Genomic DNA, 19407 nt, shown 5'->3' with positions numbered 1-19407 from the left:
GAATAGAGCACCTGGTCGGCCATCGCGAAGGCGTCGGCGAAGGTGGTCTTTTCGTTGGCGACCCGGAACAGGTTCTGGTTCGGAATGATCAGCAGCGTATCGACCACCTTGTGGAGTTCGGCGATGCCGGCCTCCGCGGTGCGCATGCGGCGCTGGCCCTCGAAGTGGAACGGTTTTGTCACCACGCCGACGGTGAGGATACCCATGTCGCGCGCGGTCTTGGCGATCACGGGCGCCGCACCGGTGCCAGTGCCGCCGCCCATCCCGGCGGTGACGAACACCATGTTGGCGCCGGAGAGATGGTCGCGGATTTCGTCGATGACTTCCTGGGCTGCGGCGGCGCCGACATCCGGCTGCGAACCGGCACCGAGGCCTTGCGTGACCTGGGTGCCCATCTGCACGATGCGCTGCGCTTTCGACATGGTGAGCGCCTGTGCGTCGGTATTGGCGACGACGAAATCGACACCCTGCAGTCCGGCGGTGATCATGTTGTTGACGGCATTGCCGCCGGCTCCGCCGACGCCGAAGACGGTGATCCTCGGTTTCAGCTCGCTGATGTCAGGGGGAAAGGATGCGGAAAAGATTCATCAGAAGCCCTCTCGAAGCCATCGTCCGACCTTTCCGAAATAGCCGTCAGTCCCTGTCCTGAGCTGCCGCGTATGCCGCGGTTCGACGTGTTCAAGATGAGCATATTGGGGATAGACCAGAAGACCCGAGGGGACCGCGAACGACGCGCTCTTCGCCTCATTGGGCAGCCGGCCAAACCCGAGCGGACGGCCGATCCGCACCGGCCGGCCGAGAATCCGGGTTGCCAGTTCAAGGGTGCCGGAAAGCTGCGATGCGCCGCCGCTCAAGACAACTCCGGCCTTCGGCTCTGCGGCAAAGGGGGAATCGGCGAGCCGGTCCCTGACCATTTCAAAAATCTCCTCGGCACGGTGCCGAACAATGTTCGCGATCGTGGCGCGGGAAACGACCTGTGGAGCATCCCGCTCGTTGTCACCGGCAGACGGCACGGACATCAACTCGCGTGCATCAGACCCGCCGGTCAGCACGGTGCCATATAACGTCTTGATTCGCTCGGCATCCGCAATGCATGCGCTGATGCCGCGTGCAAGGTCCATGGTGATGTGTTGCCCGCCGAGCGCAAATCCGCTGGCATGGACAAAGCGGCCGCCGGCATAGGTCGCGATCGTGGTGGTGCCGGCGCCCATTTCGACCACCGCGGCGCCGATGTCGACTTCATCGTCGGTCAGCACCGCAAGGCCCGCCACGTAAGGGCTCGCCGCCATGGCTTCGACGTTGAGATGGCAGCGCTCGACCACCAGCATCAGATTCTTGGCAACCGAGGCGTCAGCCGTGACTACGTTCATGTCGACGCCGAATTGCCGCGCCACCATGCCCCGGGGGTCGCGAATGCCCTTGACGCCGTCGAGCGCATAGCCGACCGGCAGCGCATGCAGCACGGTGCGGCCCTCGCCGGTGGCGTGGTGCATGCCGGTGGAGGTGATACGGGCGACGTCGGCGGCGGTTACCGCGCCGCCCTTGATATCGGAGGCCGCCTCGATCAACTGACCCTGCAGCCGCCCCGCCGAGACCGACAGCAGCACCGATTCAACCCGGACCCTGGCCATCCGCTCGGCCAGTGCCACGGCCTGGCGCACCGCCTGCTCGCATTCGGCGAGATCGACCACCGCGCCGGCCTTCACGCCGCGCGACTGAATCTGGCTGTAGCCGATCAGCTCGACGGCATGGCTGCGCCCGCGCAGGGCTTCATTGGGCGGGCACGGCCGCAGCCGCGCGATCATGCAGGCAATCTTGCTGGTGCCGATATCGAGCGAGGCCACCAGCGCGGTGCGCTTCTGCGGCATCGGGCGCGTCTTCGGCGTCTGATTGCGATCGAGGCCGGTCATGCGTCACCGGCCTTCTTCTTCGGCTTCTTGTCCTTGAACAGGTCTTCGCGGGCTTTCGCCGCGTCGTCAGACAATTGCACGATCAAGCGATCCGGCAGGCGCATATCGACAGCGACGATATCGCGGGAGAACAGCCGGTCCTCCTTGTCGAGCGCGCTCAACGCGGCCAGCGCGTTGCCGACCTCGTTTTCCGGCAGCCTGATATCGAGACCGTCCTTGAGCCGCAGGTTCCAGCGCCGCTCCCCGACAAAAATCGCGGCTTTGGTCACCGAATTGACCTGCGGATAGCGCGCCAGCAGCGCCAGGAAATCCCGGGCGCGGGTTTCCGCACCCTTGCCTACCACCAGCGGCAGCGACAGAAAGCGGCGCGACACATAGGGTTCGAGCACCGCGCCGTCATCCGCGATCACCGACAGCCGGCCATCCTGCTGCCAAAGCGCATAGGCCGAGCGCTCGACAATGTCGATCCGCAGCTGGCCGGGATAAAGCTTCTGCACCGTCGCGTCGGCGATCCAGGGATTGGCCTTCAGCTTGTCGCGCACCACGGCGGCGTCGAGGAACAGCAGCGAGGAGCGGCCATTGACGCCGCCGATCCCGAGCACTTCATCCTGGGACAATTGCCGGCGGCCGTTGATCGCGACCGTCGTGATCCGAAATCCGGCCGAATTGGCCAGTGCGTTACGGCTATCGCTCAGCGCCCCGGTGAATTCATCGAGATGGCCACCCCTGACGACGCCGAAACCGGCGCTGCCCAGCAGCAACAGCACGGTCGCGGCAACGCCGGCGCGATGCGGAAGGTAGCGCTCCACCAGCGTTATCAGGCGGGGCAGTTCTTCGGCGCGCTCGAGACGCTGTTTGGGTTTGGCGGGCGCGCGCGTCGATTTAACAGCCGTGCGCCCGTTGGCTGGCGCCGGCTTTGAATCGGCTGCCACCAGCCTGGAGCCCAGCCACTCGCGCAACAGCACGACCGCGCCAATGGCGGCCGCTTTCAGGTCAGCTTGGGGCCCCAGCGATCTCAGCGACCGAGCGAGGCGTCCTGCACCATCCATTGCACGAGCTCGTCAAATGTTGTGCCCGCAAAAGCTTGCGAGTCCTGGCACCAATGACGTCTCGGTCATGCCGGGTTGGGGGTCGGCCTCAAGGCAGAGGAGGCCATCTGTTCCCCACGATGCGGTCGTCGAAGCGGAAATCCGCAACAGCTCACGCCCCGGCAGCCAAGCGCCACATGCGCCGCCAGCGTTAACCTTCGGACTTCCTGGTAAACAAAGTGTAAAATCGGGGCCGACTGGATGTGTTTTGATGTGCCCGCTGAATAGTTTGCCCTGCAATTGTAGGATTTTAGCAACAACACGGCCGCTGGTCGTCCGGCCGGGCCGGGCTTTGATCCCACGCTATTTTTGCGCGCGTTTGGCAGCCAGCGCGATCTGGCCCTGCAGAAAATCAATAAATTCGATGCCCTGCGCCTTGAGTGCCTTCGGATAGAGCGAAGCCTTGGTCAGGCCGGGCAAGGTATTGGTTTCGAGATAAATCGGCCCCTGCGCCGAGACGATGAAGTCCGAACGGGAATAGCCGCGGCACGACATCGCCTGGTGCGCCCGGACTGCGCGATCCCCGATCTGGGCACTGATCTCGGGCGTAAACCGCCCCGGGCAGATTTCCTGGGTCGATTTGGCCAGATATTTGGCCGTGTAGTCGAAGCCACCGTCCGCCGGGATGATCTCGATCGGCGGCAGCGCGATCACCGAGCCGTCCGGCTGTTCCAGCACGCCGCAGGTCGCCTCCACGCCGGAGATAAACGGCTCGATCAGATATTCTTCGGTGCGCGCCGCGGTGCGGACGGCGACGAGATCCTGGCTCGAATGGACGAAAATCAGGCCGTAGCTCGAGCCATCCCGCGCCGGCTTGGCAATCAACTTGCCATATTCAGCCAGCGCCTTCTCGGCATCTTCCAGCGCCACGCCGGTCGGCGCCTTGACGCCCGCGATGGCCGCGAACTGCTTGGCCGCCACCTTGTCGAAGGCGAGATGCGACGACGCCGAGCCGGAGCCGGTGAAGGCGATCCCGCGCATTTCGCACATCACCTGCAATTCGCCGTTTTCCGCCCGCCCGCCATGCAGGCCAAGCACCAGCAGGCGATCTTCGGATTTTGCATTGTCCAGCGCCTGTTCGAACGCAACGCCGTGACCGTCAGGCTTCAACGGGTCTTCAAACGGCCGCGCATGACCGAGCAGCTTTCCGGACTGCACCTGATGCACGGTATCATCGACATCCCAGAACCACAGATCGGCTTCCGGCAAAGCCGAATGCAGCGCCTGCGCGCTCGCCACCGAGACCAGTCGTTCCTTGTTGGTGCCGCCGAAAAGAATGGTAATCCGCATCAGCCTCGTTCCGCTCTTTCGTCATTCCGGGATGTACCGCCCGAACTCGGGTTTACCCGAGTTCGGCAATATTGTTGTCCAAGTCGGCAACAGCCGACTTGGAGGGTACAGACCCGGAATCTCCTCAATATCTCTCCGAGATTCCGGGCTCGCTCGCTTTGCGAGCGCCCCGGAATAACGATTATGCCGAAATTCCAATCCGCTTGATTTCCCAGTGTAGCTCAATTCCGCAATTTTCCTTCACCCGGACGCGAACCGTCTCGCCCAGCGTCTCGATATCATGGCCGGTCGCGGTGCCGGTATTGATCAGGAAATTGCAATGCATCTGCGACACCTGCGCGCCGCCGATCCGCAGGCCGCGGCAGCCGGCGGCATCGATCAGCTTCCAGGCGCTGTTGCCGGGCGGATTCTGGAAGGTCGAGCCGCCGGTCTTTTCGCGGATCGGCTGCGCGGTTTCGCGGTGGGTCTGGACCTCGTTCATCCGCTGGCGAACGGCCTCCGGCGCGGCGACCACGCCGCGAAAGCGCGCCGAGGTAAAAATGATCGAAGGATCGACGCCGCTGCTGCGATAGACAAATTTCATGTCCGCATTGCTTAACCTGACCTGCTGGCCGTCACGGCCGACGCCGGATGCCTCGATCAGGACGTCCTTGGTCTCGGCACCATTGGCACCGGCGTTCATGCGCAGCGCGCCGCCAATGGTGCCGGGAATGCCGAACAGAAATTCCAGCCCACTGAGACTCGCCGCCGCCGCGGTTTCGGCCACGCGCTTGTCGAGCGCCGCCGCACCGGCGCTGACGATGTCGCCTTCGGCGCTGCTCTCGCCAAATCCGCGCGGACCGAGCCTGATCACCACGCCAGGCATGCCGCCGTCGCGCACGATCAGATTGGAGCCGACGCCGACGACGTAGACCGGGAGCTGTTTCGGCAGGTTGGCGAGGAAATAGGCCAGATCATTTTCATCCGATGGCGTGAACAGCGCCTGCGCCGGACCGCCGACCCGAAACCAGGTCAGTTCGGCCAGCGACTGGTTCGCCAGCAACCGCCCGCGCAAATCCGGCATCGCGGCCTTGAGATCGGGCGTGATGTCGGGGAAGGTCGTCACCTCTACCCCAATGCCTTCAATTCGCCCGGCAGCGCGTAGGCCCATTGCGTGATGTTACCGGCGCCGAGGCAGACGACAAAATCGCCGCTGGTTGCGGTGTCGTGGATCATGCCCGCGAGATTGGCGGGATGCTGCAACGCAATCACCTCGCGATGGCCGTGCGCGCGCAAGCCGAGCACGAAATGATCGCGATCGATGCCGGCGATCGGCGCCTCACCGGCCGGATAGACTTCGGCGACGACCACGGTGTCGGCATCGTTGAAGCAGGTACAGAATTCCTCGAACAGCGATTGCAGCCGGGTGAAGCGATGCGGCTGCACCACCGCGATGATCTTGCCATCGGTGGATTCCCGCGCCGCCTTCAGCACCGCTGATATCTCGACCGGATGATGGCCATAGTCATCTATGATCGTGACGCCGTTCCACTCGCCGGTTTTTGTGAAGCGCCGCTTGACGCCGCCGAAGCCGGCGATGGCCTTGCGGATCGCGTCATCGGACAATCCCAGCTCATGCGCCACCGCGATCGCGGCCGTGGCATTGAGGGCGTTGTGCCGGCCCGGCATCGGCAGCATGACATCGGCGATTTCGTGGGTGGCATCGGTCTTGCGGTTGCGGAACACGACCTTGAATTTCGAGCCGCCGCCCATCGGCGTCAGATCGACCAGCCGCACATCGGCCTGCGGATTTTCGCCGTAGGTAATGATGCGGCGGTCCTCGATCTTGCCGACCAGGGTCTGCACGACGGGATGATCGATGCACATCACCGCAAAGCCATAGAACGGCACATTTTCCACAAAATTGCGGAACGCGTCCTGCACCGCCTCGAAGGTCTTGAAGTGGTCGAGATGTTCAGGATCGACATTGGTGACAATGGCGACATCGGCCGGCAGCTTCAGGAAGGTGCCGTCGCTCTCGTCGGCCTCGACCACCATCCACTCGCCGGCGCCTAACCGGGCGTTGGTGCCATAGGCATTGATGATGCCGCCATTGATCACGGTGGGATCGAGATCGCCGGCGTCGAGCAAGGCCGCGACCATCGAGGTCGTGGTGGTCTTGCCATGGGTGCCGGCAATGGCGACGCAGCTTTTGAGCCGCATCAGTTCGGCCAGCATCTCGGCGCGGCGCACCACCGGAATGCGCTGGGCGCGCGCCGCCATCAGTTCGGGATTGTCGCGCTTGATCGCGGTCGACACCACCAGCACGTCGGCGCCGGCGACATTCTCGGCCTTGTGGCCGATATGGATGGTGATGCCCTTGTCGCGCAGGCGACCGACATTGGCGCTCTCGGACGCGTCCGACCCCTGCACGGTATAGCCGAGATTGCTCAGGACCTCGGCGATGCCGCTCATGCCGATGCCGCCGATCCCGACGAAATGAATAGGTCCGATCTCGCGCGGCAGTCTCATATTCGTTTCCTTGGTCGTCATCGTCCGCGAAGGCGGACGATCCAGTATTCCGCGAAGCCTGAAGATTCAAATCCACGTACACGGGGTACTGGATGCCCCGCTTTCGCGGGGCATGACAAGAGCTTTTCCGTCAGATTCCCGCCACTTTCATCACCAGATCGGCCAGCCGCTGGGCGGCATCCAGCCGGCCGACGGTGCGGGCGGCGGCGGCCATCGCGGTCAGCCGTTGCGGCTCAGCGGCGAGCGCGGAAAGTTCCGCGGCCAGCCGGTCGGGCGTGAATTCCGTCTGCGCAATCCGCAGCGCGCCGTTCGCCTGCACCAGCACGCCGGCATTGGCGAACTGATCCTGATCGATCGCGCCGGGCAGCGGCACCAGGATCGAGGGCCGGCCGATGGCGCCGAGCTCGGCCACGGTGCCGGCGCCGGACCTCGACACCACCAGATGGCTGGACGCCAGCCGCGCCGGCAAATCGCTGAAGAACGGCGCCAGTTCGGCATTGATCTTGAGCCGGTCGTACACCGCGCGCACCCGATTCATGTCTTCTTCGCGCACCTGCTGGGTGAGAAACAGCCGGCTCCACAGCGCCGGTTCCAGACGCTCGATCGCTGGTGGCACGATATCGGCCATCACCCGCGCGCCCTGGCTGCCGCCGACCACCAGCACCCGGAACGGCCCGGCCGGTTCGGGCGAGGCAAATTTCACCGCGGCCGCCGCCAGGATCGCCGGGCGCATCGGCGTGCCCACGGTGGTGGCTTTCGCCGCCAGCGCCGGATCGCGATCGAGCACCCCCGGCAGCGAGGTCGCAATGGCGCTGACACGGCTCGACAGGAACCGGTTGGCGCGGCCCAGCACCGCGTTGGCGTCGTGAATGATGCCGGGAATGCCGAACAGTTTTGCCGCCAGCAGCGGCGGCACCGTCGGATAGCCGCCGAAGCCGACCACCGCCGCGGGCTTTAGCCGGCGCATCAAATTGAGCGCCACGGCAGTTCCGGCGACGAGCGTGACGCCGGTATAGGCCAGCGACCATGGCGTGCGGCCACGCACGGTCTCGCTCGGCACCACGTCGACCATGTCCCTGGAGAACAATCCGCTGTAGCGCAGCGCGCGGGCGTCGGTGGCGAGGCGCACGCGCAGGCCGCGCCGCATCAGCTCGACGCCGAGCGCCTCGGCGGGAAACAGATGTCCGCCGGTGCCGCCCGCAGCCAGCAGAATCAGAGGTGACGTGGTCATGGTTTCAAATAGCCGACGGGACGGCGTTCGTCATCACGCGTAGCTGCGCGCGGCGTTGGCGTCGCCGATCGATTCCATCTCGGTGCGCGGCCGGTGCCGGGTCAGCGCCAGCATCATGCCGACGCCGTAGGCCAGCGAGATCATCGACGAACCGCCATAGGAAATGAACGGCAGCGTCATGCCCTTGGCGGGGATCAGCTGCAGATTGACCGACATGTTGATCGCCGCCTGCACGCCGAACAAAATGGCCAGACCCGAGGCGGCGAACCGCGAGAACATATCCTCGGTCGCATAGGCCCGCGACAGCGCGCGGATCACCACGAAGGCGAACAGCGCCAGCAGCACCAGGCAAAGCACAATTCCGAATTCCTCGGCGGCGACCGCGAACACAAAATCAGTGTGGCTGTCCGGCAGGCTGCGCTTGGCGATGCCCTCGCCGGGGCCGAGCCCGAACCAGCCGCCATTGTAGAACGCCTCCATGGCGGTATCGACCTGAAACGTATCGCCCGACGCCGGATTCATGAAGCGCTTGATGCGGCCCGCGACATGCGGCACCAGCAGATAGGCCCCGAACAGCCCGGCGCTAGCCGCGCCCGCGAGCCCGACCACCCAGATCATCCGCATTCCGGCGATGAAGAACAGCGAGCCCCACACCATCAGGATCAGCATGGTCTGGCCGAAATCGGGTTCCATCACCAATAGCGAGACCAGCATCATCAACAGCACCAGCGCCATCGAGGTCGCCGGCATTTCCGGCCGCCGCGTCGATTCCGCAAACAGCCACGCCGCGATCACGACGAAGGCGGGCTTGGCGGACTCCGACGCCTGGATATTGACGCCGATCAGGGTGATCCAGCGCCGCGAACCCTTGACCTCGGGGCCGATCAGCAGCGTCGCCACGATCAGCACGATGCTGACTGCGAACACGATCAGCGCGGTGCGCCTGATCTGCCGCGGCGACAGGAACGACACCCCGATCAGCACGATGAAGGACGGCAGCAGAAACAGCACGTGGCGGTTGAAGAAGTGAAACGGATCGAGCCCGATCCGGGTCGCCACCGGCGGGCTGGCCGCCAGCGACAGGATGATGCCGGCCAGCACCAGCGCAACGATCGCCGCCAGTTGCAGGCGGTCGACGGTCCACCACCATTCGCTGATGGGATTTCGCTGTTCACGGGAGAGCATGGGCATTCCCAAAGGGGTTTGCCCATTGGTCGCCTAGGATGGTTTCCAAGAGGTTAACGAATTCGCTATCTCTCGAGATTGGGTGCAACGCCGAAGCATAAATGGCCGCCATGTCAGCGAAAGCGGGTATCCAGTACGCTGCGGCAGCAGCCATAGACCCACGCTGACTCTGGAATACTGGATCGCCCGCTCTCGCGGGCGATGACAGTTCTAAATGCGGACGACGCCGGCGCTATCTCACGCCACCGGCTTGACGCCCGGCAGCGCGGTGACGAGGTCGCGGAACCGCGCGCCGCGGATCTCAAAGTTGCGGTACTGGTCGAACGACGCACAGGCCGGCGACAGCAGCACCACGGGATCGGCGAGCCCCGAGGCCTGCGCGTCGCGCGCCGCGTTCGCCACCGCGACATCGAGGGTTTCGGAGATTTCGTGCGGCACACTGGCGCCCAGCGTGCCGGCGAACTCGCTGGCGGCTTCGCCGATCAGATAGGCCTTGCGGATGCGCGGGAAATATTCGCCGAGACTCGTGATGCCGCCGAGCTTCGGCTTGCCGCCGGCGATCCAGAAAATATCGCCGAAGGACGACAGCGCGTGCGCGGTCGCATCCGCATTGGTGCCTTTGGAATCATTGACGAACAGCACGTGGTCGCGGCGACCGACCTGCTCCATGCGGTGCGCCAAACCGGGAAAGCTGCGCAAGCCGTTTTGCAGTGTCTCCGAGGAGACGCCGAGCGCCAGCGCGGCGGCCGACGCGCACGCCGCATTCTGCGCATTATGCAAACCGCGCAGCGAACCGATACCGCCGATCGCCGCGATCTCGCTGCGCGCGCCGCCGGCGGCGCGCCAGATGGTTTCGCGCTCGACATAGATACCGTCCGGCAGCGGATTCTTCACGGAGATGCGAACCACGCGCTGGCCGGCCTGCTCGATCCGGTCGGCGGTGTTCCGGCTCCAGCCGTCATCGACGCCGACGATCGCGGTGCCCTGTTTTTGCACGCAGGCGACCAGGCGTTCCTTGACGGCGGCATAATGTTCGAGCGTGCCGTGGCGATCGATATGGTCTTCGCTGATATTGATCAGGATGCCGACGCTGGGATCGAGCGAGGGCGACAAATCAATCTGATACGACGACATCTCGATGACATGGACCCGCCCCTTGCGCGGCGGCTCCAGCGACAGGATTGCGGTGCCGATATTGCCGCCCATCTGGGTGTCGTAACCGGCGACGCGCATCAAATGCGCTATTAATGCCGTGGTGGTCGATTTGCCGTTGGTGCCGGTGATGGCGACGAACGGCGCATCGGGCGCGTGACGCCGTCGTTCCCGGCAGAACAGTTCGATATCGCCGATCACCTCGACGCCGGCCTCGCGCGCCGCCAGCACGGTCCAGTGCGGGCTCGGATGCGTGAGCGGCGCGCCGGGCGTCAGCACCAGCGCGGCGAAATTTTTCCACGATGCCTTGCGCAAATCCGCGGTGATAAAACCCGCCTTCGCGGCTTCGGCCATTCTGTCCGCGCCGTCGTCGCTGGCGATCACGTCGGCCCCGCCGGCCTTCAAGGCGTGGCAGCTCGCCAGCCCCGATCCGCCGAGGCCGAACACCGCGACCGTCTTGCCCGCGAAGGAGGTGACGGGGATCAAGTGATCACCGCAGCTTCAGTGTGGAGAGGCCGGCCAGCGCCAGCATCACCGAGATGATCCAGAACCGGATCACGATCTGCGGTTCGGTCCAGCCCAATTGCTCGAAATGGTGATGGATCGGCGCCATTCGGAACACGCGCTTGCCGGTGAGCTTGAACGACACCACCTGCACGATCACCGAGACCGCTTCCAGCACGAACAGCCCGCCGATCACCGCCAGCACGATCTCGTGTTTGACCGCGACCGCGATCGAGCCGAGCATGCCGCCGAGCGCCAGCGAACCGGTATCGCCCATGAAGATCGATGCCGGCGGGGCGTTGAACCACAGAAAGCCCAGTCCGGCGCCGAACACCGCGCCGCACAGCACCGCGAGTTCGCCGGTGCCAGGGACGTAGTTGATCTGCAGATAGTCCGAAAACACCGCGTTGCCGACGAGATAGGCGATCAGGCCGAAACTCAGGGCCGCGATCATGACGGGCACGATCGCCAAACCGTCGAGACCGTCGGTCAGATTGACCGCGTTGCCGGCGCCGACAATGATGAACGCGCCGAACAGCACAAAGAACCATCCCAGATTCAGCACGACTTCCTTGAAAAACGGGATCACCAGCGCACTGGAGAGCTGGTCGCGTCCGAGCCGGACCAGCGCGTAACACGCGGCAATCGCGATCACGGCTTCGATCGCCAACCGGATGCGGCCGGCAAATCCGCTATGGGTCTGCTTGGTGACTTTCAGGTAATCGTCATAGAAGCCGACAAAGCCGAAGCCCAGCGTCACCGCCAGCACGATCCAGACATAGGGATTGAGCGGATTGGCCCACAGCAGCGTCGCGACCACCAGCCCGGACAGGATCATCAGCCCGCCCATGGTCGGCGTGCCCTTCTTGGTGAGAAGATGCGATTGCGGACCGTCGGTGCGGATCGGCTGTCCCTTGCCCTGGCGAATCCTCAAGTGATCGATGATCCAGGGCCCGAACAGAAAAACGAACAACGCCCCGGTCAACATCGCGCCGCCGGTGCGAAAGGTAATGTAGCGAAATACATTCAGGAACGGGTGCAGCACGCCCAAACCGGGAACCGTGTTGGAAAGCTCAATCAACCAGTAAAACATTCAATCCGCCCTATACCGCGGCTTCATCGAGCGCGGTTTTGCCGGGAAAGCGCTTTTCGAGCGCCTGCACAATCGTTTTCATCTTCGAGCCCAGCGATCCCTTGATCATGATCGCATCGCCGGCGCGAATCGCTCCGACGGCCTGCGCTTCGAGACTCGCCGCGCTGTCGGCATAGCCGCCCCGTTTACCCGTGGAAAGAGCATCCCACAAGTTACGCATCAGCGGACCACAACAATACACGAGATCAATATGGTTGGCCTTGACGGCCTCGTTCAGACCGCGATGCAATTCCGCGCTGGTGGGGCCCAGTTCCAGCATATCGCCGAGCACCGCGATACGGCGGCCCTGCGGACCGACCACGGCCTGGCCGAGCACGTTGAGCGCCGCGGCCATCGACGCCGGATTGGCATTATAGCTTTCATCTATCAGGGTGGCCTCGCCGCCGACGACCTCCAGGGTGCGCCGCACGCCGCGGCCCGCCGCGGGCTCGATATGCGACAGCGCCAGCGCCGCCAGCGCGAGGTCAGCGCCCGCCAGCGACGACGCCGCGAGCACCGCCAGCGAATTCATCGCCATGTGACGGCCGGGCATCCCGAGTTTGTAGGTCACCTCATGGCCGAGGATGTCAGCATGCACCGCCGAGCAGGCGGCATGCAGCGACACCTCAAGCAGCCGCGCGTCGGATTTCTGGTCGGCGCCGAACGAGACGATGCGCGAGATGCCGAGTTTTTTGGCGTGGCGTTGCAGTCTGGCGAATTGCGAATTGTCGCGGTTGAGCACCACCGCGCCGCCGGGCTCCACGCCTGAGAAGATTTCCGCCTTGGCGTCGGCAATCGCCTCGATGCCGGCGAAGAATTCCAGGTGCACCGGCTCGACCGTGGTAATGATGGCGACGTGTGGCCGCACCATCCTGACCAGAACATCGATTTCGCCGGCGTGATTCATGCCGATCTCGAAGATCGCAAACCGCACCGTCGCCGGGCATCGCGCCAGCGACAGCGGCACACCCCAGTGATTGTTGAACGACGCCGCCGAGGCATGGGTCTCGCCCTGGGCGCCGAGCACGCGCCGCAGCGCCTCCTTGGTCGAGGTCTTGCCGACCGAGCCGGTGACCGCGATCACTTGCGCGTCCAAACGCGCGCGGGCGGCATGCGCGAGATCGACCAGACCGGCGAGCACGTCCTCGACCACCAGTAGCGGCGCGTCGGACGCGAATTTGTCGCGCTGCGCGGCCTCGACCACCGCCAGTGCGGCCCCCGCTTTCAATGCGGCCGCGACGAAATCATGCCCGTCATGGACGTCGCCCTTGATTGCGAAATAGGCCTCGCCCGGCGCGACCGTGCGGCTGTCGATCGAAAGGCCGGTGACCGCATCGGGCAACACCCCGTTGACCTGCGCGCGCATCGCCGCCGTCATCGCGGCCAAAGTCCATAATGGCGTCACGCTCATGCGACCCTCGGCGCGAGCGCGGCGGCAACCGCGTCATGATCGCTGAACGGCAGCACCCGGTCGCCGACGATCTGTCCGGTCTCATGGCCCTTGCCGGCAATCAACAGCGCATCGCCGTTCTGCAGACCGGCAATCGCGGTGCGGATCGCCTCCGTGCGGTCGCCGATATCCCTTGCGCCTTTCGCCGCGCCGAGAATCGCCGATCGGATGGTCGCCGGATTTTCGCTGCGCGGATTGTCGTCGGTAATGATGACGCTGTCGGCATTCTCGGCGGCGATCGCGCCCATCAGGGGACGCTTGCCGGCATCGCGGTCGCCGCCGGCGCCGAACACCACGACCAGGTTGCGCCTGGCGTAGGGCCGCAGCGCCTGCAGCGCCTTGGCCAGCGCATCAGGCTTGTGCGCATAATCGACAAAGATCGGCGCGCCGTTGCGCTCGCCGACCCGCTCCAGCCGGCCCTTGGCGCCTTCAAGATGTTCGAGCGCGGCGAACACCTGATCCGGTTCGCTGCCGGTGCCGATCGCCAATCCGGCGGCGACCAGCGCGTTCTCGATCTGGAATTCGCCGACCAGCGGCAGCCGGATTGAATATCGGCGCCCGTGATGTTCGAGCTCGAGCCGCTGCGCGAAGCCGTCGATGCCGGCCGCGGCAAGGCGAATGCCCTCGCCGGCGCCATCGCCCTTGTTGCCGACCGTGATCAGCCGCAGGTTTTTCGCGCGCGCCGCATCGATCACGGCCTGCGAGCAATCATGATCGGCCGCGATGACCGCGGCGCCGTCGGGCATTACGAGTTCGCGGAATAGCCTGAGCTTGGCGGCCAGATAATGCGCGACGTCAGGATGGTAATCCATGTGGTCGCGGCTCAGATTGGTGAAGCCGCCGGCGGCGATGCGCACGCCGTCGAGGCGATACTGATCGAGCCCGTGCGACGAGGCCTCGAATGCGAGATGGGTGACGCCATCGCGCGCGATTTCGTCCAGCTGGCGATGCAGCGCAATCGGATCGGGCGTGGTCAGCGAGCCGTAGACGGTACGCTTCGGCGACACCAGCCCGATGGTGCCGATACTGGCCGAGGCATCCCCCAACCGCTGCCAGATCTCGCGCGTGAAGGCAGCGACGGAGGTCTTGCCGCTGGTGCCGGTGACGGCCGCGATCGTCGCAGGTTGCTGCGGATAGAATCGCGCCGCGGCCAGCGCCAGCGCGCGTCGCGGATTGGGCGTAACGACGAACGGCACGCGGCGTTCGCCGGGGGGCGGATGGTCGCCCGCGACCGCAACGGCGCCGGACGCGATCGCCGCATCGATGAAGCGGGTGCCGTCGGTCTTGCTGCCTGAGAGCGCGAAGAACAGATCGCCCGGCTTTACGGTACGGCTGTCCACGGCCAGCCCCATGACATCGACCGCTTCCGCCGGCGGGTCGATCGTGGCGTCATTGCTGAACAGGTCGCGGAGTCTCATTGTCTTCCAGTCCGGCCGGCGCGTTGGTGGTACGCCTTACTGGGTTCCCTTTGATGCCGCAAGAATAAGGCGGTCGGACGGCGGCAAATCGAAGCGCGGCTCGATGCCCAACAGCGGCGCGATACGGGCGATCACATTGCCGCCGGTCGGCACCGCATTCCAGCCCGAAGTGATGAAACCGTAGGTTTCCTTCAGCGACTGCGGTTCGTCCAGCATGACCAGCAGCTGGTATTGGGGATGATCGGCCGGCAGGATCGCGGTGAAGGCCGTGAGCACGCGCTTCTTGGCATAGCGGCCGTTGACGACTTTTTCGGCGGTGCCGGTCTTGCCGCCGATGTAATAGCCCTTGACGTCGGCTTTTCGCGCGGTGCCGATCTCGGCATTGAGCCGCATCAGGAATCTCATCTTATCGGAGGTCTCGGGCTTGATCACCCGTTTGGCGACCTCCATCGCTTCCTGCTCGGTGCGTTTGAGGAAGGTCGGCGGAATCAGATAGCCGCCGTTGACCAGCGCATCGATTCCCATCACCGCCTGCAGCGGCGCTACCGCGATGCCGTGTCCGAATGCGATCGTCACCGTGTTGAGTTCGCTCCAGTGCCGCGGCAGGATCGGCGACGCGCTCTCGGGCAATTCGGTGCGCAGCCGCTCCATCTGTCCCATCTTGCGCAGGAAAGCCTTGTGCGCTTCGACCCCTTGCGACAGCGCAATGCGCGCCGCGCCGACGTTCGAGGAAAAGGTGAACACCTCCCTCATGTTGAGGAAGCGGCCCTTCGGCTCGTCGTCATGGATCGCGAACTTGCCATAATGCAGCGGCCCCCGCGCATCCCACAGCGAGTTGAGATCGTATTTGCCGGAATCCAGCGCCATCGCCAGCGTGAAGGCCTTGAAGGTCGATCCCAGCTCGTAGACGCCGGTGGTCAGCCGGTTGATGCGATCGGGATCGTGCGCCTCCTTCGGATTGTTCGGATCGAAATCCGGCACCGACACCATCGCCACGATCTCGCCGGTCCTGACGTTGGAGACGAGACCGGAGGCGGCCTTGGCGTGGAATTTTTCCTTGGCCTTGAGCAGTTCGTCGCGCAACGCGTGTTCGACGCGCAAGTCGACCGACAATTCCACCGGCCGCTGCAGGCGGTCGGTCGCGAAGCCGGCGCGATGCAGATCGGCCAGACCATTGGTGTCGAGCCATTTCTCCATCCCGGCGATGCCCTGATTGTCGATGTTGACCAGGCCGATCAGATGCGCGACTTCCGCGCCGGTGGGATAGACGCGCTTGTTCTCGCGCAGGAAGCCGATGCCGGGAATACCGAGGCGGTGAATTTCCTGCTGCTGCAACGGCGAGATTTCACGCTTCAGCCAGACGAAACCCTTTTTGCCGGACAGCCGGTCGCGTACTTCGCCGGTGTCGAGATCCGGCAAGGTCGCGGTCAGGAGCTCGATCGCCTCGTCCTTGTCGATGATGCGGCGCGGTTCGCCGAATAGGCTGGGCGCCTTGACGTCGGTGGCCAGTATCTCGCCATTGCGGTCGACAATATCCGGCCGCGCGGTCGCGATGGCGTCCTGCGCCGCCGCACGCCGCGCGCCGTGATTATCGCCATTGATCGTGAACATCACCAGCCGGCCGCCGATCACGGCATAGATCGCCGCGAAAGCCAACATCGCAAAACCGACGCGCGCGCGCGCCTTGGCGGCGCGATCGACGTTACGCCCGTACAACAGGCTGCGGATCAGCCGCTGCCGCCATGGTTCCGCGGGCTTGGCAGGTTTGGTCGGGACAAGCGTCCGGCCGGTCATTGCCGAGCCTCCGGCGCTGTTACCGAGCCGGTCACGGCATTGGCGTCGATGGTTTCGATCATGGCGCCGATCGGATCGGGTGCGCCCGATCTGGTGAAGTTCGGCGGCCGCTCGGGCAGGTTTTTCAATGAATCATATTGCGTCGCGGTGATCGGCTTCAACGGCAGATGCCGTTCGGCGAGACCCTGCAAGCGCAACGGCGCGTCAAGCTTGGCCCATTCCGAGCGCAGCAGCGCGATGGCGTCACGCTGCTCGCGTATTTCCGCATGCAGCCGCAGCACCCGTTCGGTGCGATCGGTGGATTCCATTTTGATCCGGTAGACATAGGCGGCGGCGAACACCAGCACGCCGATCACGAGCAGATGGAGGATGCGCATGGTCAGCCTCCCCTCATCACGTCGGCGAGCACGGGCCATGCCGGCAAGTCCGCCGCGATATGCGCGGGCGCGGCAGAGCGTTCCGCCGCGCGCAGCTTGGCGGAGCGCGCGCGGGGATTGACCGCAATCTCGTCATTGTCAGCGGTAACCGGACGCTTGGTCAGGATGACAAAACTCGGCGCGGCCTGCGCGAGTTCGGGAAGATGGCGCGAGCCGCCGCCGGCCTTGGCGCGTTCGCCCAGGAAGTTCTTGACGATGCGGTCTTCCAGCGAATGAAACGACACCACCACAAGCCGGCCGCCCGGCTTCAGCACCCGCTCCGCCGCCGCGAGCGCCAGATGCAGTTCGTCGAGTTCCCCGTTGACGAAAATCCGCAACGCCTGAAACGTCCGCGTCGCCGGGTGAATTTCACCCGGTTTCGACCACACCACTTTGGCGACGATATCGGCCAGCGCCCGCGTGGTCGTGATCGGGGCTTCCTTGCGCGCGGCAACAATGGCGCGGGCGACGCTGCGGGAATGACGCTCTTCGCCGAAGATATAGATGATGTTGGCGAGATCGGCCTCGGAAGCCCGGGCGATCACATCCGCCGCGGTCGGACCATCATGACCCATCCGCATGTCGAGCGGGCCGCCAAGACGAAACGAGAAGCCGCGCCCGGCCTCGTCAAGCTGCATCGAGGACACCCCGATATCCATCACGACGCCGTCGACCCCCTGGAGGCCCTGCGCGGCACAGATTTCGGCGAGATTCGAAAACCGGTCCTCGACCAGCGTGAGCCGGCCGGCCGACTGCTCGACGAGATCGAACCCGCCGGCAATGGCCGAGCGGTCGCGGTCGATGCCGAGGATGCGGGTTCCCGGGATGTCGAGGATCATCCGGCTGTAACCGCCGGCGCCAAAGGTCGCATCGACATAGATGCCGCCGTCACGGGGGGTCAGCAGCGCCACGGCCTGGTGGCCAAGAACCGGAATATGACGCGGGGCAGATGAACTCATGCGCCGGCGTCCGGCGAAATCCGGGCTAAAAAGCGGAAATCGGACGCCAACGGGCCCATTGCGCCTCAAATGCCTGCGCTTTGCCGGGCTTTTCGCCTCGAAAAGGCAGTTGGTGTCGAAAAGCCGGCTCTTCTTAAAAAGCCGACTCTTCTCGAAAAGCTTTGGCCAAGCACGATGGCCGATTCCGGACGATGCGAACCGCAAACCCTGATTTCCCGACGGAATTTGCTGGCCTGCCATGGGATTTCGAGCGTGAAAAAGGGTCTCGGCCGTCCCCAAAACCGGTTCGGCTCTTCACCACTTAGTAACGTCAGTTAGCGTTAAGAAAGCGTTGATGGATTCGGGGGGTGATGCGCTTGGCACACACTTCGTCAAAATGCGAAGGTACGACCGGCTTTCCGCATTGCGCTGATGAGATCGTAAAGGAATAGTAAACCGAGGGTTCGTCGTGAAGACGCACCATTGCCGTTCTCCTGCCCGGTTTGAGCTGTCACATGTCGCTTGGTTCGTTCGCATCTCCTGCTATTGATTCGAAGCGTCAACGCGCCGTCCCGCTTCCCCATACCAACGCGCATATGAAGACATTCACCCCGGATTCATCGATCGCTTCCGACGTCATCCCGTCGGCGAATTATGGCGACCGCAACAAGGGCCGTCTGCCCGACATGATCCTGCTGCACTACACCGGCATGCCCGATGTGGAAGGCGCGATCGCGCGCCTGTGCACCGCGGGCACCGACGTCTCCGCGCATTACATCGTTCTGGAAGACGGCCGCATCGTGCAATGCGTTCCGGAAGCCAAGCGCGCCTGGCACGCCGGCGTCGCATCCTGGGCGGGCGAGGAAGACATCAATTCCTGTTCGATCGGGGTCGAGATCGTCAATCGCGGTCATGATTGGGGCTATCCGGAATTTCCGTTGCGCCAGATCGCCGCCGTGATCGCGCTGTGCCGCGGCATCATGCTGCGCCGTAACCTGCCGTCGCATCGCGTGCTCGCCCATTCCGACGTCGCGCCCTCCCGCAAGAAGGACCCCGGCGAGAAGTTTCCATGGCATTCGCTGGCCAATTCGGGCGTCGGCCACTGGGTGCAACCGGCGCCGATCGTGCGCGGCGAGACCCTCAAACTTGGCACCGTCAGCGACAGCGTCGCCGATCTGCAGCAGGCGCTGGCCAGATACGGCTACGGTATCCCGATCAACGGAAAATACGACGCAACGACGATGGAAGTGGTCAGCGCGTTCCAGCGCCACTTCCGCCCCGCCCGCGTCGACGGCGTCGCCGACCATTCGACCCTGACCACCCTGCAGTCGCTGCTGGCCAGTCTTCCGGCAGATACCAAGGCGGTTGCGGCGCGGTAGCTCTAATTA

General features: G+C 64.5%; 16 protein-coding genes and 1 pseudogene. 1 reads left to right on the top strand and 16 read right to left on the bottom strand.

Annotated elements, in window-relative coordinates; all coding sequences use genetic code 11:
• The 16 genes and pseudogenes from ABR948_RS17065 to rsmH all read right to left on the bottom strand — a co-directional run.
• Positions 1–488, bottom strand: a 488-nt coding sequence (locus ABR948_RS17065) for a cell division protein FtsZ (protein WP_428119936.1), incomplete at its 3' end; no start/stop codon positions are given.
• 99 nt (positions 489–587) lie between these two features.
• On the bottom strand, positions 588–1910 hold the full coding sequence (gene ftsA / locus ABR948_RS17060; RefSeq protein WP_428119934.1) for a cell division protein FtsA: 1323 nt from the start codon (positions 1908–1910) through the stop codon (positions 588–590).
• On the bottom strand, positions 1907–2959 hold the full coding sequence (locus ABR948_RS17055; RefSeq protein WP_428119932.1) for a cell division protein FtsQ/DivIB: 1053 nt from the start codon (positions 2957–2959) through the stop codon (positions 1907–1909). Before ABR948_RS17055 ends, ftsA begins: the two co-directional genes overlap by 4 nt.
• Positions 2926–3261 (bottom strand): annotated as a pseudogene (locus ABR948_RS17050) (D-alanine--D-alanine ligase); the annotation flags it as partial. The pseudogene ABR948_RS17050 and the gene ABR948_RS17055, both read right to left, overlap by 34 nt.
• 40 nt (positions 3262–3301) lie before the next feature.
• The gene (locus ABR948_RS17045) at positions 3302–4288 is read right to left on the bottom strand and encodes a D-alanine--D-alanine ligase family protein (protein ID WP_428119930.1); all 987 of its coding nucleotides are present in this window, start codon (positions 4286–4288) and stop codon (positions 3302–3304) included.
• 181 nt (positions 4289–4469) lie between these two features.
• Positions 4470–5351, bottom strand: coding sequence for a UDP-N-acetylmuramate dehydrogenase (murB, locus tag ABR948_RS17040; RefSeq protein ID WP_428119938.1), 882 nt, complete (start codon positions 5349–5351; stop codon positions 4470–4472).
• A gap of 44 nt (positions 5352–5395) precedes the next feature.
• Complete coding sequence (murC, locus tag ABR948_RS17035; RefSeq protein ID WP_428119928.1) at positions 5396–6799, bottom strand: UDP-N-acetylmuramate--L-alanine ligase; 1404 nt, start codon at positions 6797–6799, stop codon at positions 5396–5398.
• A gap of 130 nt (positions 6800–6929) precedes the next feature.
• Positions 6930–8030: an undecaprenyldiphospho-muramoylpentapeptide beta-N-acetylglucosaminyltransferase gene (gene murG / locus ABR948_RS17030; RefSeq protein ID WP_428119926.1), complete on the bottom strand. Its 1101-nt coding sequence runs from the start codon at positions 8028–8030 to the stop codon at positions 6930–6932.
• A 33-nt stretch (positions 8031–8063) separates the two neighbouring features.
• A complete protein-coding gene (gene ftsW / locus ABR948_RS17025) occupies positions 8064–9215 on the bottom strand; it encodes a putative lipid II flippase FtsW (RefSeq protein WP_428119924.1) in 1152 nt (383 codons plus the stop codon).
• 237 nt (positions 9216–9452) lie between these two features.
• A complete protein-coding gene (murD, locus tag ABR948_RS17020; protein WP_428119922.1) occupies positions 9453–10853 on the bottom strand; it encodes a UDP-N-acetylmuramoyl-L-alanine--D-glutamate ligase in 1401 nt (466 codons plus the stop codon).
• A gap of 4 nt (positions 10854–10857) precedes the next feature.
• On the bottom strand, positions 10858–11964 hold the full coding sequence (mraY, locus tag ABR948_RS17015) for a phospho-N-acetylmuramoyl-pentapeptide-transferase (RefSeq protein ID WP_428119920.1): 1107 nt from the start codon (positions 11962–11964) through the stop codon (positions 10858–10860).
• A 10-nt stretch (positions 11965–11974) separates the two neighbouring features.
• Positions 11975–13414: a UDP-N-acetylmuramoylalanyl-D-glutamyl-2,6-diaminopimelate--D-alanyl-D-alanine ligase gene (locus tag ABR948_RS17010; protein WP_428119918.1), complete on the bottom strand. Its 1440-nt coding sequence runs from the start codon at positions 13412–13414 to the stop codon at positions 11975–11977.
• A complete protein-coding gene (locus tag ABR948_RS17005) occupies positions 13411–14871 on the bottom strand; it encodes a UDP-N-acetylmuramoyl-L-alanyl-D-glutamate--2,6-diaminopimelate ligase (RefSeq protein WP_428119916.1) in 1461 nt (486 codons plus the stop codon). The genes ABR948_RS17010 and ABR948_RS17005 overlap by 4 nt, the downstream gene beginning before the upstream one ends.
• Positions 14872–14907: 36 nt before the next feature.
• Positions 14908–16665 (bottom strand): peptidoglycan D,D-transpeptidase FtsI family protein, encoded by a 1758-nt coding sequence (locus ABR948_RS17000; protein WP_428119914.1) that lies wholly within the window; start codon positions 16663–16665, stop codon positions 14908–14910.
• Entirely contained in the window at positions 16662–17042 is a 381-nt protein-coding gene (gene ftsL / locus ABR948_RS16995) for a cell division protein FtsL (RefSeq protein WP_428119912.1), read from the bottom strand. The genes ABR948_RS17000 and ftsL overlap by 4 nt, the downstream gene beginning before the upstream one ends.
• Before the next feature lie 2 nt (positions 17043–17044).
• Positions 17045–18040, bottom strand: a complete 996-nt coding sequence (gene rsmH / locus ABR948_RS16990; protein ID WP_428119910.1) for a 16S rRNA (cytosine(1402)-N(4))-methyltransferase RsmH — start codon at positions 18038–18040, stop codon at positions 17045–17047.
• A gap of 575 nt (positions 18041–18615) precedes the next feature.
• On the opposite strand from rsmH, the gene ABR948_RS16985 reads away from it, so the two are divergent.
• On the top strand, positions 18616–19398 hold the full coding sequence (locus tag ABR948_RS16985) for an N-acetylmuramoyl-L-alanine amidase (protein WP_428119908.1): 783 nt from the start codon (positions 18616–18618) through the stop codon (positions 19396–19398).
• Positions 19399–19407 lie beyond the last annotated feature (9 nt).

This window comes from Bradyrhizobium sp., assembly GCF_050014615.1.
GTDB lineage: Bacteria > Pseudomonadota > Alphaproteobacteria > Rhizobiales > Xanthobacteraceae > Bradyrhizobium.
Note: the sequence above shows the minus strand (reverse complement) of the source record. Positions and strands in the feature narration are given on the sequence as shown.

Bases quoted from the DNA above. Each gene is read 5' to 3' on its own strand.
- ABR948_RS17005 (WP_428119916.1), bottom strand. From the start codon at position 14,871: ATGAGACTCCGCGACCTGTTCAGCAATGACGCCACGATCGACCCGCCG.
- murG (WP_428119926.1), bottom strand. From the start codon at position 8,030: ATGACCACGTCACCTCTGATTCTGCTGGCTGCGGGCGGCACCGGCGGA.
- ABR948_RS17010 (WP_428119918.1), bottom strand. From the start codon at position 13,414: ATGAGCGTGACGCCATTATGGACTTTGGCCGCGATGACGGCGGCGATG.
- ftsL (WP_428119912.1), bottom strand. From the start codon at position 17,042: ATGCGCATCCTCCATCTGCTCGTGATCGGCGTGCTGGTGTTCGCCGCC.
- ftsA (WP_428119934.1), bottom strand. From the start codon at position 1,910: ATGACCGGCCTCGATCGCAATCAGACGCCGAAGACGCGCCCGATGCCG.
- rsmH (WP_428119910.1), bottom strand. From the start codon at position 18,040: ATGAGTTCATCTGCCCCGCGTCATATTCCGGTTCTTGGCCACCAGGCC.
- murB (WP_428119938.1), bottom strand. From the start codon at position 5,351: ATGCCGGATTTGCGCGGGCGGTTGCTGGCGAACCAGTCGCTGGCCGAA.
- ABR948_RS17055 (WP_428119932.1), bottom strand. From the start codon at position 2,959: ATGGATGGTGCAGGACGCCTCGCTCGGTCGCTGAGATCGCTGGGGCCC.
- mraY (WP_428119920.1), bottom strand. From the start codon at position 11,964: ATGTTTTACTGGTTGATTGAGCTTTCCAACACGGTTCCCGGTTTGGGC.
- ftsW (WP_428119924.1), bottom strand. From the start codon at position 9,215: ATGCTCTCCCGTGAACAGCGAAATCCCATCAGCGAATGGTGGTGGACC.
- ABR948_RS17045 (WP_428119930.1), bottom strand. From the start codon at position 4,288: ATGCGGATTACCATTCTTTTCGGCGGCACCAACAAGGAACGACTGGTC.
- murC (WP_428119928.1), bottom strand. From the start codon at position 6,799: ATGAGACTGCCGCGCGAGATCGGACCTATTCATTTCGTCGGGATCGGC.
- ABR948_RS17000 (WP_428119914.1), bottom strand. From the start codon at position 16,665: ATGACCGGCCGGACGCTTGTCCCGACCAAACCTGCCAAGCCCGCGGAA.
- ABR948_RS16985 (WP_428119908.1), top strand. From the start codon at position 18,616: ATGAAGACATTCACCCCGGATTCATCGATCGCTTCCGACGTCATCCCG.